Here is a 15,996-nt window from a genome sequence, read left to right on the forward strand (position 1 = left end):
TGGGGGGAACGTGTTGTTCGTGCATGGCGGGCCGGCCACCGCGGTGGTCCGGGGTCCCGCCGGTGAATCGGTCGTCCTGCTCTCCGGCGAACTGCCGGAGGTGCTCACCGAGGACGCGGTGACCGAACTGCTGGATCTGGCCGCCGCGATCCTGGACGCGGACGAGCTGGAGCTGTTCCACGCCTGCCTGCGCACCCTGCGCACGGACGGGCTCCGGGCGGGCCGGCGCATCGAGGTGGACGGTGCGGTCCTGACCGTGTACGAGGGGTGAGGAGCTGCGAGGTCGGGTAACTGCGTGTCGGAATTGCCCAATTGCCAGATTTTGGTTGGTGTTCTCCGGGCGTCAGTCAGCACGCGGCGAAAGAAGTCTGTCCATGCCATTCCACCCGGGGGAGCAGGTCAATTTCGGCGGTGAAACCGCCGTGGTGCTGGAAGACCGTGGCGGGTCCCCCGCCGCTCCCTCGAGAACGCGCGACGCCGACCGGCCGCCAAGCGGCTGTTCACCCCGAGCGTGCCGCATCTGCTCTCCGTGGACGACTTCCTCGACGACCCGGACGAGGTGCGCGAGATCGCGCTGAGCGCGGGGCTACCACACCGATCCGGAGCACTTCAAAGGGCTGCGCAGCGACCACCAGTACCTCTGGCCCGGCCTGCGCGAGGAGTTCTCACGGCTGCTCGGCACCCCGGTCACCGAGTGGCTCGGCCACAACGCCAACGGTGTCTTCCAGCAGACCGCGCACGACGATCCGCTGGTCTGGCACCACGACACGCAGATTCGGGGTGGACCGGAATCGAAGCGCGGGTTCCTGGCGCCGCAGTTGCGCGAGGGCTCGGTCGCGGTGCGGGTACGAGCGGTCGGCCATGTTCGCCTCCTTGATCCTGGTCAGGATGGCAGACGGCTACGGCTACTCGGGCCAGGCCGTCAACATGGTGCCGGTCTCCTCGTCGGCGAGGGTGACCCGCGGGTCTGGCGTGCTGCCGACGGCGCCGACCCAGCGTCGGAACTTGTCGCGTGCGGTGTCCTCGCTCGCCCACCAGCCGTGCTGTATCGGCCGGCCGCGGGTGGTGAGCAGCAGGTGATAGCGGCCGGGGCTGGTCATGCGAGTCGGATCCCTCTGTACCGGCCGGGCTCGCGGACGATCGCCTGCTTCGATTCGAGCTCGACGAGCTGGTAGTGGACGGATGACCGGCTACGCAAACCGACGGCCTCGCCGATCTCGGCCACGGTCGGAGCCTCGCCCTGGTCGGCGATCGCGTCCCGGATGCAGCGGAGGATGCGCTCCTGGACGGGGGTGAGGTGGTCTACGCGGTGCACAATCTGGATTAGAGCGCATGTTCGAATTTCCGGGCAAGTGGACACACGGCAGTCAGGAGCAGGCCCATGGGCGAGGAGCTCTCTCGCCTCGACGCCCTGCGCTTCGCCCGCCGCGTCGTCGAGCAGCAGGCCACCCGGGAGCTTCCGCGACTGGGCCGGACGGCTGGAGGTAGTAGCCCTCGGCGATCTTCAGCGGGTCGATGGACTCCAGCGGCACGAACGCATCGATCTCGATGGCCCTCGCAGTCGGCAGTGGCAGGTTGCTGAGGTCCTCGTCCGTGATGGGGATGACCTGCGTCTTGGTCAGTTCGTAGCCCTTGCCGATCTCGGACTGGTCGACCTCGCGGTCCTCCAGCTCGCACACCTTCCGGTACCGGATCCGGCCTCGGTCGGCCAGATGGTACTGGTGGAAGCGGATGCTGTGGTCCTCGGTCGCACCGACCACGTTGATTGGCACGGTGACCAGGCCAAAGCTGATCGCGCCGGACCAGATGGTTCGGGGCATGGCCAACCTCCGCAGTAGCCCCGAGCACCACCAGCGTACGAACGACGCATCTGCCCCGCATGCGCGGCGCCGCGTCGCCGGGAGGTGAGGGCTGGGCCGTCTGTGGGCCGTCGAAGAGTGGCCCACAGCGACCATCAACAACCAATGACCACCCCGCGAGCACAGGTCAGCGCTGTGCCCACGTCGATGGCGCGAGGTCGGTTCGGGCTGACGTCACTTCTTCGACTACTGATCGCGCTCGACGGAACTGGACTCGCCCACGAAGGCTCTACCGACCACTTGATCCGCGCGGCGACACGCGATACGCCATTCCTTGATCCGCTGCCGCTGACAGCGAGAGCTCTATTGACGCGAAAGGTGCCGATTTGGGCATCTTCTTTGTGTATGTGCCAGCGTTGGTGTTCTTTGGGTTGGGAATCGTGCGGATCCTCAAAAGGAGAGGAGTTCGGACCGAGGGTCGGCGTGGCGGTACGAGCTGGAACGCCAACATTTCTTCGATCGATGTTATTTATCGAGACGAAAGAGGGAAAGGCATTATGTCACGATCGTAGCCGAGGGTATCGGGCTTATGGCACCTGTCCGCCTCGTAGACCTGCTTCGTGATTCCTGGGGGACTGCGGTATTACGTCGACGTACTGCTGAAGGGCGGAGTAAGAAGTTCACAGCGAATGCACCCGCAGGGCCGAGCCATATCCGTCCACCGGGAACGGTGCCTGGAGAATGGCGCAGCTGTAGTGCCGCTCGGCATCGTTGAAGTCCGTTTTCGCGTGCTGAGGAAGCCTTTTCCACCAGATCATCACTCGTCTTGACCGATCCGGGCCCGACCCTGTTCTCTGCCGTCACCGGCTATCGCCCGCAGCGTTGATCCGCCCCGGATTGCGGCGCGACGCCAATGGCATTCGCCTACCGGGGGTCATGGTGTCTCACGCAGGGCGACGTGACACCTTTTGCTACAAATGAACGACGGAACTAGCCTCATTTTATGGCTATCGCGACCACGAATCCTGTGACGGGCGAGGTCATCAGGACCTTCGAGGAACTCACCGCCGAGCAGTTGGACGACAAGCTGGAGCGGGCCGCCGCCGCGGCAAGGTCCTATCGCCTCACGAGCGTTGAGCAGCGCGCTCAATGGCTGAACCAGGCAGCCGATGTGCTGGAGAAGGACGCCGACGACGTCAGCCGGATGATCACCACGGAGATGGGCAAGACGCTCCGGGCCGCCCGCGAGGAGGTGGCCAAGTGCGTCCACGGACTGCGCTTCTACGCCGCCCACGGCCCGGACTTCCTGCGGGATCTGCGGAACGACGCCGGGAACGTCGGCGCCAAGGAGTCCTTCGTGACGTACCAGCCGATCGGCGTGGTGCTGGCGGTGATGCCGTGGAACCTGCCGCTGTGGCAGGCGATGCGCTTCGCCGCGCCCGCGTTGCTGGCGGGGAACGTCGGGGTGCTCAAGCACGCCTCGAACGTGCCGCAGTGCGCGCTGTACATGGAGCGGCTCTTCCGTGAAGCGGGATTCCCGGACGACGTGTTCCAGACGCTGCTGATCTCCGCGCGCCGGGTCGAGGAGGTCCTGCGCGACGACCGGGTGGCGGCCGCGACGCTCACCGGCAGTGAGCCGGCGGGACGTTCGGTAGGCGGGATCGCCGGTGACGTGATCAAGAAGGTCGTGCTCGAACTCGGCGGCTCCGACCCGTTCATCGTCATGCCGTCCACGGATCTGGACCGGGCGACCGACGTGGCGGTCAGGGCGCGGACGCTCAACAACGGGCAGTCGTGCATCAACGGCAAGCGGTTCTTCGTCCATGAGGACGTCGCCGAGGCGTTCCTGGAGGAGTTCACCGCGAAGATGGCGGCCCTGGTGGTGGGGGACCCGATGGAGGACGCCACGGATGTCGGTCCGCTGGCGACCGAGTCCGGCCGGGCGGACGTCGAGGCGTACGTGGACGACGCGGTCGGCAAGGGCGCGACGGTGTTGACGGGTGGGAGGCGTCCGGACCGGCCCGGCTGGTTCTTCCCGCCGACCGTGCTGACGGGCATCACGGACGAGATGAAGATGTTCCACGAGGAGGTCTTCGGCCCGGTCGCCCAGGTGTGGACCGTGGCGTCCCTGGAGGAGGCCCTGGAGATCGCCAACGGCCACCCGTACGGTCTGGGTTCGAACCTGTGGAGTGAGGACCAGGCGGAACGGGACCTGTTCGTCCGGGATGTGCAGTCCGGTATGGCCTTCATCAACGGCAACACCACCAGCTACCCCGAAATCCCCTTCGGCGGGGTCAAGCGCAGCGGCTACGGACGCGAACTGTCCGACCTCGGGATGCGTGAGTTCATGAACGCCAAGACCGTCTGGATCGGGCAGGACGCCGCCTGAGCGCGGGCGGGACTGTCCCCACGGAGGTGGGAGCATGAGCGGCAGCAACACGGCCCGGGGCCGTCCGGAGGTGGCGGTCCTCGGGATCGGAACCATGGGCGACGCCATGGCGCGGAACATCGCCGCGGCCGGGCTGGGGCTTCGGGTGTGGAACCGCCGGCGGGCTGCGGCCGAGCCGCTGACCGAGGTCGGCGCGGTGGTGTGCGACACGGCGGCTGAGGCCTGCCGCGGGGCCAAGGTCGTACTGACCGTTCTCGCCAACGAGCGGGTGGTGTCCGAGGTGATGGACCAGGCCCGTGACGGTCTGGACCGGGACGCCGTGTGGCTGCAGTGCTGCACCGTCTCGCCCGAGGGCAGCCTGCGCCTGGCGGAGCAGGCCGACGGACTCGGCGTCGCCTTCGTCGAGGCGCCGGTGCTGGGCACGAGGGAGCCGGCCGTCGCCGGCACCCTGACCATTCTGGCCGCCGCGTCGCACCTGTGTGCCGGCGAGCGTGTTCAGCCGGTCCTGGACGCGGTGGGCACGCGCACCGTCTGGCTGGACCACATCGGGCAGCCCAGCAGCCTCAAGCTCGCTTACAACGCGTGGGTGCTGACGACCGTCGAGGGCATCGCCGAGTCCCTCACCCTGGCCGAGGCGCTGGGTGTCGACCCCCACCAGCTGATCAACGTCATCAGCGGCAGTGCGCTGGACAGCAAGTACGTGCAGTCCAAGGGCCCCAAGATGATCAGCGACGACCTCGACACACCGTCCTTCCCGCTGGAAGCGGCGGCGAAGGACGCCGCTTTGATCACCGAGTCTGCTCACGGTGCCGGGCTGCGGCTGGGCATCGCGGAAGTCGTACGTGACCGGTTGCAGTCGGCTGCCGCGCACGGTCAGGGGCGGGCGGACGTGGCGGCCACGTACCGGCTGTCGCGACGGGCGGCCTGATCGGGCCGTCTCCCGGACACCGGTCCGGGTTCGGGCCCGCCGAAAGGAGGCATTGATGACACGAGCAGGAGTCGCGTCGGCGCGGACGAGTAGCGCGCAGCTCGCGGACATCGTTCCACGGGTAGACGACGAGCAGTGGGAGTCGCCCTCCGCCTGCAAAGGCTGGCGGGTCATCGATGTGATCGCCCACCTGGCGGCCCTCGCCCATGAAGCGGTCGAACCCCCCACACCGGACCCGTCCTGGCCGCAGGTTCGCGAGCGCTACCACGACATGCGGGTCGACGAGCGCCGCGGCTGGAATCACCGTGAGGTGATCGACGAGTGGAGGCGCTACACCCCCCGGCAGTTGGAGCTCCTGGAAGCGGGCCAGAAGACGCCGCGAGCGGACGACCCGATACCGGTGCCGGGCTTGGGAACCTATCCGCGGCATCTGCTGGCCGACACCATGGCGTTCAATGTGCTCTGCCATCTGCGTTACGACCTGCTCGGCCCGCGGGGGCCGCTGCCGTTCACGGTTCCGGCGCCGACAGACGAACTGGTGGCTCCGGCCGTGGAGTTCATGCTCGCCGGGGTGCCGCAGATGCAAGGTCACGACCTGGACGCCGCGGTCACCGAGCCGCTCGTGCTGGACCTGACCGGCCCCGGTGCCACGACGGTCACGATACTGCCCGCCGAGGGCGGGCCCGCCGGGCTGACTGTTGCGCCTGGCGCCCTCGGCTCGACCCAGGTCCACAGCAGCGCGGCCGACTTCATCTGCTGGGGTACCACCCGCACTCCGTGGCGCGAGCACTGCGAGATCACCGGAGACGCCGCTGTCGCCGAGCCGTTCCTCGACCGCCTCGACATCATCTGACACACGATCCCGTTCTTGGCCTTTCCCCCCGCGGGGCGCGGTCGCAAGCGGCAGCACCGCTCTCGCCGTTTGAATGCAAAACAGCTCCGAGAACACCATCGACAAGTCGATAATCGCGAACCGGACAGACGAAAAGGAAGTGCGTCACCATGTCGAATTCGTCGCTGAAGAAGGTTCTCATCACGGGAGCCGGTTCCGGCTTCGGTTTCGAGGCGGCCATGCGGCTGGCCCAGAAGGGATTCGACGTCATCGCCAGCGTCGAGATCTACGCCCAGGTGCAGACCCTGAAGTGGCAGGCGGCCGAGCGGAAGGTCGACCTGCACGTGGAGAAGCTCGACGTAACCAACGACGGCGACCGGCGCAAGGCTCTCGACTGGGGCGTGGAGATCCTCGTGAACAACGCGGGCGTCGGAGAAGGAGGCTCGACGGTCGACATCCCCGGCGCGAACATCCGGCACCAGTTCGAGGTCAACGTCACGGGGCCGCTTCTGCTCACCCAGGGGATCGTCAAGCAGATGATCAAGCGCGGCGAGGGCCGTATCGTCTGGGTCTCGTCACGGGAAGGCCTGAACGTCAATCCGTTCACGGGTATCTACTCGGCGTCCAAGCACGCGATCGAGGCGATCGCCGAGACCATGGCGTACGAGCTGCAGGAGTACAACATAGAGGTCGCCACGGTGAATCCGGGGCCGTTCCTGACCGGCTTCAACGACCGGATGTTCCAGACGTGGGAGAGCTGGGAGGACGACCCCGCGGAGCGACTGTTCGACTACTCCGAACTCGCCTTCCCGCGGGCGCAGTTCGACCCTGAAGCCGTCTTCGCCACGCTGACGGCCGTGGCGGCCGGCGAGGTCGACAGCTTCCGGAACCTGGAGCCGAAGTCCATGATCGACGAGACCAAACAGCTGCAGCGGGTTCCGTGGGAGCGCAAGGTCACCGATGGCCTCGGTACCCGGCATGAGGCCATCAAGAACGCCTACAAGATGAAGCCGGAGACACCGGTCTCGGCCTGAACCGGCATCGCATCAACGTGGCGGCCCCCGGCAAGGACGGCAGGGGCGCACGACACCAACGCGGCGCTACCGGAGCCTGGACGCGCGGATGGCACGCGGGCCACGACCCGGCCGCGCCCCGTGGTGCCGGGACCGTGGTCGCACCCGGGTCGCGGGCTGAGCCGCCGCGACGCCGTCAGGCGAGGACTTCGAGGAGTCGTTTGCCGAGGACCCCGGCCGAGTGCGGGTTCTGGCCGGTGATGAGGTTGCGGTCCTCGACCATGTACGGCTCCCAGTTCGGACCCCGGCTGAAGTCGACCCCGAGCTTCTCCTTGAGGTCGGTCTCCAGCAGCCACGGGGCTCGGGGGGCCAGCCCTACGCCCTCCTCCTCGTCATTGGTGAAGGCCGTGATCTTGTAGCCCTTGAACGGCGAGACACCGTGGATCCGGGTGGCCAGCATCGCGGCCGGGGCGTGGCACACGATCGCCAGCGGCTTGCCCGACTGCAGCTGCTCGGTCAGCAGGCGCCCGGTATCGGGGTCGAACGCCAGGTCCTGCATCGGCCCGTGACCGCCCGGCAGGTAGACGGCGTCGTAGTCCTCGAGCCGCACGTCCGAGAGCTTGAGCGGCCGCCGCATCCCCTCGGCGTCGCGAATGATGTTCTCCTGCTGCAGGGCCCCGTCCTCACCACCGTTGAAGGACGGGCGCAGGCTCATCATGTCGACGGTGGGAATCACGCCGCCCGGAGTGGCGATGATCACTTGGTGACCGGCATCCGTGAGGATCTTGTACGGGTTCGCGAACTCTTCCGCCCAGTAACCCGTGGCATGCCTCGTGCCGTCCTTTAGCACCCAGTAGCTGGCACCGCTGACGATGAACAGTACCTTCGCCATACCCCATGCTCCTTCGTCCCGACCTTCGCGCGCAGGCGCGACCACGGCTGGGCAGTCCCCGCACACTTCGCACGCTAAGCGGGCCATTGCCGTCGCGCACTTCGGAGCCGCGGGCTCGGATCCTCGGCGGGACCATTGGGGTGAATCACTGGGACTCGTCCGTCCTGACAGCCCACGTCGCGAGAGTGTGCGGAGTCAGCCGGCCTGACTCGTGGGTGATCGATCCGGTGGAGGGCCGCTTCCTCTGCCTGTCCACTTGCCGATCTGATGCACGATGACCAGCGTGACCAAGCCTGCTGCTACGCCGATGGCCGTGTCCGCCAGACGTAGCAGCGGCTGTTTCCAGGCCCCGTGCGGGTTCAGTCCTGCGACGACCATGACGACGGTGGTGGTGATGGCCGCGGTCGCTTCGTCGCCGGGCCGTCCGATCAGCCCGGGCACCAGGACGCTCAAGCCCACGAGCAGGGCGAGGCCCCAGGCGTGAAAGGGCAGGAACGCGAGGTATGCCAGGCAGAGTACGAAGCTGATGAGGGTCGCCGACATGCGAGCGATCGCCGCGATCGCACTCTCCCTTTTGCATTCCCGGATCACGAAGATCGTGGAGATCGCAGCCCACATGCCACCGAGTTGCCCTTCCTCGTACGGCTGATGAGCGGTCAACCACAGTCTGGTCGCCGCCCAGTAGCTCAGCAGACTGGCCAGGCCGACCTCGACCGAGTACCTCAGCAGCCTTCCGGTCCCCGCCTTCGGTGAACTCGATGTCACCGCCATGCTGCGATCGCTGTCTCGTGGAACCGCAACGCGCGACTGTGACAGGACATGCCCGTTCGTCACTTACCGGTGACGGAGTCGTGGGCCGCGCTGAGGATGAGATCCGTGACGGCTTGGGGGTGGGAGATCAGGGACACGTGGGAGGAGTCGATCTCCACCGTCCTGCGCGCGTGCGCGCGTTCGGCCTCGTACCGTTCGAGGCTCGGGTTGATGGCCCGGTCCTGTCTGCCGACGAGCACATAGACGGGCTTGTCCCGCCAGGCCGCTTCGGTGAGTTTGTCGGTGAAGGCGGACTGTGCGATCGGCCGCTGTGTCGATGCCATGACGGACGCCTGCTGCTGGGAGAGGTCCTGGGCGAAGGTGGCGTGGAGTTCGGCGGGCCGGATGTACACGTCGGTGCCCGTGGTGGTGTCGCCGTTGCGGAAGGGGACCTGCCTCAGCGCCTTGGTGAGCGGGGCTGCCGCGAATTTGCCGGAGAGGCTGGCGAAGGACTCTCCCTTGTCCGGCATGATGGCGTTGACGTACACGAGTGCCTTGACGTTGTCGAGGCCGGCGGCCGCCTGTGAGATCACCTCGCCGGCGTAGGAGTGTCCGACGAGAACGATCGGTCCCTTGATGGTTTTGAGGAGGCTGTTCAGGTACGTCGAGTCCTGGGGTATGCCGCGCAGCGTGTTGGGCGGGGCGATGACCTGGTAGCCGTCCCGCTGCAGGCGCTGGACCACTGCGTTCCAGCTGGACCCGTCGGCGAACGCTCCGTGTACGAGCACCACGGTTGGCTTCTGGGCCGCCGGGGCCCGACCGATGTCGTCCGCGGCGTGAGTCGGCATCGGCATCACTGTCAGGGCGGAGAGCACCGCCACTCCAAGGGCCAGTCTGCCCTGGCCCGATGTCAGGATTCCGGAGACGGTCATGTGCTTCCACTTCCTCGGCGTACAAGGTGAACTCGGCCTGTTCGGCGGCTGAGAAAAGTGAGGGTCGTACGGAAGGCGTCGCCCGCAGCCACCCCGAGAGCCCTGTCCGGCCGGCTGCGCGGAGTCGCGCGGACCTCCTTCGCGGAAGTCGTCGTGCTCCGCGTCCGCCGCATCTCCCGGATCACCATGTTCGCGTGTATCTGCTTGCCGCGCATTCGTTGCCGTGGAGGGGGGCCGGTGGCGGGTGTGGTCGCCGCTCGACAGGCCGTCGCCGCTGGACCCCGACTACTCGCCGCCGCGCTGGATGCGCGACGGCGAGTAGTCGGGGTGCCGCATCGTGAGACGCGCGAGGGTTCGAATGGGTGAATTGCGAGCTATATCGCGTGGTCATACGGTGGATATCGGCTGTCGCGACGACGAGTCCCGCGACGAGTGTCGAGGAGCGGGCGGGGTGGCCGCAGCATGCGGCCGGACGTCTGTCGCTAAGGACGCCGAAGGCGAGGAACCCCAACACCACCAGTGCTGGCAGGTGCCGCACCTCGCATCATGTCCACAGGGAGGGGTGGTGCTGTGGCCGCTGCTGGCCCGGCCGGGACTGCCTGAGAGTCGCGCAACGCGATTACGACGGCCCCGGCGGCTTCGCTCACAACTACATTGAGGTGCTCCCGCGCCCCGGCGTCTGGGACGTCTGCGGCGAACCCCCGAAGCACACCCCTGGGTGTTCGACCGCCACCACGGCGACCGCCGCCGGGCCTCGTAAGGCGCGGCCGCACAGCATCGAAAAGAGGGCGCGACGACCCCTTGCTCAACGCACAGCACGCCGTCCGGCCATACGAATGCTCCCTGAGCCCGGCCGGTCTGACGTACCTGCGCGTAACGCAGGGCGTTGCCAGGCCGCCGGGGAGTCTCTGGAGATGTTGTCCGAGTCTGCTCCACCAATTGGCGCCCAACAGTCGACCATGGCCTGTGTCGTCGGGCCGGGGGTCAACAAGCCCCGTAGCTGCGCGGTGCGCCCCCGGCGCTGCCCTTGGGCACCGCCGGAGCGACTGCCCCTGTCGGTCACTAAGCGTCACCGAATCTGCAGGGCGCAAGCTGACGAAGGACGCCGCGAAACGGCTCGGCGGCGCGCTGCGGGAACCGTAATTGCAACCAGAACTGCAACCAGCGGGCCACTTCCGGGTCACCCCCGAGGGCGGCCCGCCTCCTGCGTCGCAGACGAGGTGGTGCCCGGAGCCGGACTTGAACCGGCACGCCCGCGAAGGGGCAGCGAGGTTTAAGCTCGCCGTGTCTGCATTCCACCATCCGGGCAGGCCATGGGCTCCGCTACGAGGTTCGAGCCTATCGGGACGCATCCCCCGAACAGCGGAAGGGCGGACCGATGTTGTCTTATTTTATTGACGTCTGAGGGTGCATCAGCCCGTGGAACGGGCCATCCGCACTTGCCAACAGCCTGACGTGACGTGGGTACGGCCGTACGCGGAATGACGGAATTTCACCGTCCGAACGAGGGTGTTCCACCCGTTCTCGACATCGTCGGACAGCGGTTCGAGGGCGAGTCGAGGGCGAGTCGACGGCGATCCGGGGCGGTGCCGGTCTCAGGGTCCGCCGTCCTCCCCAGGTATGACGCCGCGCTCTCCCGTCCGACCCGAGTCGGCCTCCGGAACCGGAACAGCGACTGACTACACGCGCGCTGTGTGCCGGGACGATGGAGCGGTCCCCTTGGAACACACGTCGTCCCGACAGGAGCACCGTCCCGTGACCACCACACCCACCGCCGGCCGGACCACCGCCGTGGCCGCACGCGCCACGGAGCTGTCGAAGATCTACGGGCAGGGTGAGACCCGGGTGGTCGCCCTGGACCGGGTCTCCGTCGACTTCCGACAGGCCGAGTTCACCGCGATCATGGGCCCGTCCGGCTCCGGCAAGTCCACCCTGATGCACTGCGTGGCCGGCCTCGACACCTTCTCCTCCGGCTCGGTGCGGATCGGCGAGACCGAGCTGGGCTCCCTGAAGGACAAGCAGCTCACCAGGCTCCGCCGGGACAAGATCGGCTTCATCTTCCAGGCCTTCAACCTGCTGCCGACGCTGACCGCCCTGGAGAACATCACCCTGCCGATGGACATCGCCGGGCGGAAGCCGGACAAGGCCTGGCTGGACCGGGTGATCTCGATGGTCGGCCTGTCCGGGCGGCTCAGCCACCGGCCCTCCCAGCTCTCCGGCGGCCAGCAGCAGCGTGTCGCCGTCGCCCGCGCCCTCGCCTCCAAGCCGGAGATCATCTTCGGTGACGAGCCGACCGGAAACCTCGACTCGCGCTCCGGCGCCGAGGTCCTCGGCTTCCTGCGCAACTCCGTGCGCGAGCTGGGCCAGACCGTCGTCATGGTGACGCACGACCCGGTGGCGGCGGCGTACGCGGACCGCGTGGTCTTCCTGGCGGACGGCCGGATCGTCGACGAGATCCACGGGCCCACGGCCGACTCCGTCCTCGACCTGATGAAGCAGTTCGACGCGAAGGGCCGTACCTCCTGATGTTCCGCACCGCCCTGCGCAACGTCCTCGCGCACAAGGCCCGGCTGCTGATGACGGTGCTCGCCGTCATGCTCGGCGTGGCCTTCGTCTCCGGGACGCTCGTCTTCACCAACACCATCTCCGACGCCTACCAGAAGAGCTCCGCCAAGGGCTTCGACCGGGTCGACGTCGCCGTACAGCCCAAGTTCCAGGATTCCAGGGGCGACAAGGTCGGCAAGCTGTCCGACCTGACCCGGGCCACGCTGGACAAGGCCGCGAAGGTCCCGGGCGCCGCCTCCGCGACCGGTGTCGTCAGCGGCTTCACCGCCGTCGCCGGCAAGGACGGCAAACTGGTCGGCGGCGACTGGCAGTCCAACGGCGGCAACTACTGGGGCACCAGGGACGCCCGGTATCCGCTGGTCAGCGGCCACGCCCCGCGCGGCGCGGGCGAGGTCCTGCTCGACTCCAGGACCGCGGAGCGGGCCGGCTACCGGGTCGGCGACACGGTGCGCCTGTCCGTGAACGGCCCGGTCCTCACCCCGACCCTCGCCGGCATCTTCACCACCGACGACGGCAATGTGTCGGCGGGCGGCAGCCTCGCGCTGTTCGACACACCGACCGCGCAGCAACTGTTCGGCAAGAAGGGCATCTTCGACGAGATCGACGTCAAGGCAGCGGCCGGCACCAGCCAGACCGCGCTGAAGGCCGAGCTGGACAAGGCCCTGCCCGCGCATCTGGTGGAGACCACCACCGGCAAGCAGCTCGCCGACGACCAGGCGAAGCAGATCGCCGACTCGATGAGCGGCCTGAAGCAGGCGCTGCTGGTGTTCGCGGGTATCGCGCTGTTCGTCGGCACGTTCATCATCGCCAACACCTTCACCATGCTGGTCGCCCAGCGCACCCGGGAACTGGCCCTGCTGCGCGCGGTCGGCGCCTCCCGCCGCCAGGTGACCCGCTCGGTGCTGATCGAGGCGTTCGCGGTCGGCGCGGTCGCCGGTGTGGCGGGGCTCGCCGCCGGCATCGGCATCGGCGCGGGCCTGCGCTCGCTGCTGGGCTCCTTCGGCGCGAGCGTGCCCGACGGGCCGCTGGTGATCAGCCCCGGCACCGTGGTGGCCGCCCTCGCGGTCGGCATCCTCATCACCATGCTGGCCGCCTGGCTGCCCGGCCGCCGGGCCGCGAAGATCCCGCCGGTGGCGGCGATGAGCAGCGTGCACGCCAAGGCCACCACCAAGTCGCTGGTGCTGCGCAACACGCTCGGCGCGCTGTTCGCGGCGGCCGGCATCGCGGTGGTCCTCGCGGCCACGACGATGAACACCGACTCCGCCCAGGGCCCCATGGGCATCGGCGCGGTCCTGCTCATCATCGGCGTGTTCATCCTGACCCCGCTGCTGTCCCGCCCGCTGATCGCGGCCGCCGCCCCGCTGCTGCGCGCCTTCGGCGTCTCGGGCAAGCTGGCCCGCCAGAACTCGGTGCGCAACCCGCGCCGTACGGCGGCCACCGCGTCCGCGCTGATGATCGGCCTGACCCTGATCACCGGGATGACGGTGATGGCGGGCAGCCTGCAGACCGCCATCGACAAGATGGCGTCCTCGGCGATCCGCGCGGACTACGTCGTCTCGATGGCCAACCGCTCCCCGCTCTCCCCCGACGTGGCGACCAGGCTCGCCGCCGCCGACGGCGTCACCGCCAGCAGCCCGCTGCGCAACGCCGCCTCCCGCATCGACGGCAAGACCGAGTTCCTGACCGGGGTCGACGGCTCGTCCATCGGGAAGCTGACCGATCTGAAGGTGGACGAGGGCACGTTCGAGGTGGGCGGCTCGCAGACCGTCGTGGACAAGGACCGGGCCAAGGAGTACGGCTGGACGCCCGGTTCGCACTTCACCGCGCACTTCGAGGACGGCAAGGCCCGGACGCTGACGGTCGCCGGTGTCTACGAGGGCAACGACATGATCAACGGCATCATGCTCGACAACAAGGTCCTCACCCCGCACCTGAAGGACCCGGCCGACATGCAGGTCATGGTCAAGACGGCGAACGGCCCCTCCGACGCGACGAAGACCCGGCTGACCAAGGTCCTCGGCACCAACCCGGCGATCAAGATCCAGGACAAGCAGGACATCTCCAACAGCATCGCGCAGATCTTCACCACGATGCTGAACATGCTCTACGGCCTGCTCGGCATGGCGGTGATCGTCGCGGTCCTCGGCGTCATCAACACGCTGGCCATGTCGGTGTTCGAACGCGCCCAGGAGATCGGCATGCTCCGCGCGATCGGCCTGGACCGCAAGGCGGTCAAGCGGATGGTCCGCCTGGAGTCCTTGGTGATCTCCCTGTTCGGCGGCGTGCTCGGCATCGGCCTCGGCGTGTTCTTCGGCTGGGCGGCCGGTCAGCTGCTGGGCACGAAGATGCCGACGTACGAACTGGTCCTGCCCTGGGGCCGGATGGCGGTCTTCCTGCTGCTGGCGGGCACGGTCGGCGTCCTCGCCGCGCTGTGGCCGGCCCGGCGCGCGGCCAGGCTGAACATGCTGGCGGCGATCAAGGCCGAGTAGCGGTGGTACGACGGTGAAGGGGCCCCCGGGCAACGGGGCCCCCTTCTGCCGTACCCGGTTCAGGTGTTCCAGGTGCGGGTGCGCAGCGGCAGCCCGGACGCGCCCGACTCCGGGGTGCGGACCGCCAGGACCTGGTTGACGCCGATCCGGTTGCGTTCGAAGGCGAGCGCGGAGGCGGCCATGTACAGCTGCCAGACGCGGGCGCGGCCGGGGCTGGTGAGGCGGACCGCGCGGTCCCACTCCCCCTCCAGGTTGGCGACCCAGCGGCGCAGGGTGCGGGCGTAGTGCTCGCGGATCGACTCCACGTCCCGCACCTCGAACCCGGCGCGCTCCAGCTGGGTGACGGTGGTGCCCACGGGCGCGAGTTCGCCGTCGGGGAAGACGTAGGCGTCGATGAACGGGTCGACGGCGTACGCCGACTCGTCGTGCTGGGGGCGGCGGGCGATCTGGTGGTTGAGCAGCCGCCCGCCGGGCTTGAGCAGGTCGTGCAGCCGGCGGGCGTACTCCAGGTACCGCTCGGCGCCGACGTGTTCGGCCATGCCGATGGAGGAGATGGCGTCGAAGGGGGCGTCCTTGACGTCCCGGTAGTCCTGGACCCGGATCTCCACCCGGTCGGTCAGTCCCTCGTCGGCGACCCGCTTTCGGGCGTACGCCGCCTGCTCCTGCGACAGCGTGACCCCGACGACGCTCACCCCGTGCTCACGGGCCGCGTGGATCGCCATCGAGCCCCAGCCGCAGCCGACGTCCAGCAGCCGTTGACCGGGCTTCAGGCCGAGCTTGGCGCAGACGAGTTCGAGCTTGTCCCGCTGGGCGGTCTCCAGGGTGCCGGCGTCCTCCCAGTAGGCGCACGAGTACACCATCGAGGGGCCGAGCACGATCTCGTAGAAGTCGTTGCCGACGTCGTAGTGGTGGCTGATCGCCTGCTTGTCGGTGCGCCGGGTGTGCAGATGCCGGCGCGGTCTGCGGACCTCCTCGCGTGGCGGGGCGGGCGGCAGCGGCGGCCCGGCCAGCTTCAGCAGTTCGCGGCCGGCGGCCCGGACGGCGGGGTCGCGCAGGGACCGGAGCAGGCCGGGGGCGTCCTCGCCGCGCTCCCAGACGTGGCCCGCCAGGGCGTCGAGCGCGCTGTACAGGTCGCCCTCGATGTCCAGGTCGCCCGCGACCCAGGCGCGGACGAGGCCCAGCTCGCCCGGTTTGAACAGCATGCGGCGCAGGGCCCGGCGGTTGCGCAGGACGAGCGCCGGCGCGTCCGGCGGCCCGGCCTGCGACCCGTCCCAGGCACGGATCCGTACCGGGAGCGGGGCTCCCAGCCCTTGCTCGGCAAGACTCCTCAGCCGCGACGCGGCGTCAGTCATGGCGCACACCTCCAAGACGAGATCCCGGATGCCGGTAACCACGTAAACACCGTTG

The 15,996-nt window shown here is 68.4% G+C and carries 14 protein-coding genes, 1 tRNA gene and 1 pseudogene; 7 read left to right on the forward strand and 9 right to left on the reverse strand.

Annotated features, from left to right (window positions below):
* Positions 1-19: 19 nt before the first annotated feature.
* A complete protein-coding gene (locus tag ACFYOH_RS30235) occupies positions 20-271 on the forward strand; it encodes a hypothetical protein (RefSeq protein WP_244189471.1) in 252 nt (83 codons plus the stop codon).
* Positions 272-665: 394 nt separating this feature from the next.
* Here the strand turns inward: ACFYOH_RS30235 and ACFYOH_RS30240 are convergent, their stop codons facing one another.
* The 4 genes and pseudogenes from ACFYOH_RS30240 to ACFYOH_RS30255 form a co-directional block, all read right to left on the reverse strand.
* A complete protein-coding gene (locus ACFYOH_RS30240) occupies positions 666-863 on the reverse strand; it encodes a hypothetical protein (RefSeq protein WP_388631953.1) in 198 nt (65 codons plus the stop codon).
* A 42-nt stretch (positions 864-905) separates the two neighbouring features.
* Positions 906-1,100 carry a hypothetical protein gene (locus tag ACFYOH_RS30245; RefSeq protein ID WP_388631955.1) on the reverse strand — a complete coding sequence of 65 codons (195 nt, stop codon included), beginning with the start codon at positions 1,098-1,100 and terminating at the stop codon, positions 906-908.
* Positions 1,097-1,315 (reverse strand): LexA family protein, encoded by a 219-nt coding sequence (locus tag ACFYOH_RS30250; RefSeq protein WP_388631958.1) that lies wholly within the window; start codon positions 1,313-1,315, stop codon positions 1,097-1,099. Before ACFYOH_RS30250 ends, ACFYOH_RS30245 begins: the two co-directional genes overlap by 4 nt.
* Before the next feature lie 136 nt (positions 1,316-1,451).
* Positions 1,452-1,820, reverse strand: a pseudogene (locus ACFYOH_RS30255) (Ku protein); the annotation flags it as partial.
* A 982-nt stretch (positions 1,821-2,802) separates the two neighbouring features.
* Between ACFYOH_RS30255 and ACFYOH_RS30260 the strand changes: the two are divergent.
* The 4 genes from ACFYOH_RS30260 to ACFYOH_RS30275 all read left to right on the forward strand — a co-directional run bounded on the left by ACFYOH_RS30260 (position 2,803) and on the right by ACFYOH_RS30275 (position 6,982).
* Positions 2,803-4,188, forward strand: coding sequence for an NADP-dependent succinic semialdehyde dehydrogenase (locus tag ACFYOH_RS30260; RefSeq protein ID WP_365723147.1), 1,386 nt, complete (start codon positions 2,803-2,805; stop codon positions 4,186-4,188).
* Positions 4,189-4,222: 34 nt separating this feature from the next.
* Complete coding sequence (locus ACFYOH_RS30265; protein ID WP_388631961.1) at positions 4,223-5,116, forward strand: NAD(P)-dependent oxidoreductase; 894 nt, start codon at positions 4,223-4,225, stop codon at positions 5,114-5,116.
* A gap of 55 nt (positions 5,117-5,171) precedes the next feature.
* Positions 5,172-5,969 carry a maleylpyruvate isomerase family mycothiol-dependent enzyme gene (locus ACFYOH_RS30270; protein WP_365723145.1) on the forward strand — a complete coding sequence of 266 codons (798 nt, stop codon included), beginning with the start codon at positions 5,172-5,174 and terminating at the stop codon, positions 5,967-5,969.
* Positions 5,970-6,118: 149 nt separating this feature from the next.
* On the forward strand, positions 6,119-6,982 hold the full coding sequence (locus ACFYOH_RS30275) for an SDR family oxidoreductase (protein ID WP_388631964.1): 864 nt from the start codon (positions 6,119-6,121) through the stop codon (positions 6,980-6,982).
* 175 nt (positions 6,983-7,157) lie between these two features.
* Here ACFYOH_RS30275 and ACFYOH_RS30280 read toward each other — a convergent pair whose 3' ends face one another.
* From ACFYOH_RS30280 to ACFYOH_RS30295, 4 genes are all read right to left on the reverse strand, one after another.
* A complete protein-coding gene (locus ACFYOH_RS30280; protein WP_365587765.1) occupies positions 7,158-7,853 on the reverse strand; it encodes a type 1 glutamine amidotransferase domain-containing protein in 696 nt (231 codons plus the stop codon).
* Positions 7,854-8,048: 195 nt separating this feature from the next.
* Positions 8,049-8,624, reverse strand: coding sequence for an FUSC family protein (locus tag ACFYOH_RS30285; RefSeq protein ID WP_388631967.1), 576 nt, complete (start codon positions 8,622-8,624; stop codon positions 8,049-8,051).
* Between the two features lie 59 nt (positions 8,625-8,683).
* Positions 8,684-9,535, reverse strand: coding sequence for an alpha/beta fold hydrolase (locus tag ACFYOH_RS30290; protein WP_365723142.1), 852 nt, complete (start codon positions 9,533-9,535; stop codon positions 8,684-8,686).
* Between the two features lie 1,221 nt (positions 9,536-10,756).
* Positions 10,757-10,843: transfer RNA gene (locus ACFYOH_RS30295), tRNA-Leu, on the reverse strand.
* A 447-nt stretch (positions 10,844-11,290) separates the two neighbouring features.
* On the opposite strand from ACFYOH_RS30295, the gene ACFYOH_RS30300 reads away from it, so the two are divergent.
* Positions 11,291-12,061: an ABC transporter ATP-binding protein gene (locus ACFYOH_RS30300; RefSeq protein WP_388631970.1), complete on the forward strand. Its 771-nt coding sequence runs from the start codon at positions 11,291-11,293 to the stop codon at positions 12,059-12,061.
* A complete protein-coding gene (locus ACFYOH_RS30305) occupies positions 12,061-14,589 on the forward strand; it encodes an ABC transporter permease (RefSeq protein WP_388631973.1) in 2,529 nt (842 codons plus the stop codon). Before ACFYOH_RS30300 ends, ACFYOH_RS30305 begins: the two co-directional genes overlap by 1 nt.
* Positions 14,590-14,648: 59 nt before the next feature.
* Here the strand turns inward: ACFYOH_RS30305 and ACFYOH_RS30310 are convergent, their stop codons facing one another.
* Positions 14,649-15,941 (reverse strand): class I SAM-dependent methyltransferase, encoded by a 1,293-nt coding sequence (locus tag ACFYOH_RS30310; protein ID WP_388631976.1) that lies wholly within the window; start codon positions 15,939-15,941, stop codon positions 14,649-14,651.
* Between the last annotated feature and the right edge of the window lie 55 nt (positions 15,942-15,996).

Source organism: Streptomyces sp. NPDC007856 (assembly GCF_042868225.1).
Taxonomy (GTDB): domain Bacteria; phylum Actinomycetota; class Actinomycetes; order Streptomycetales; family Streptomycetaceae; genus Streptomyces.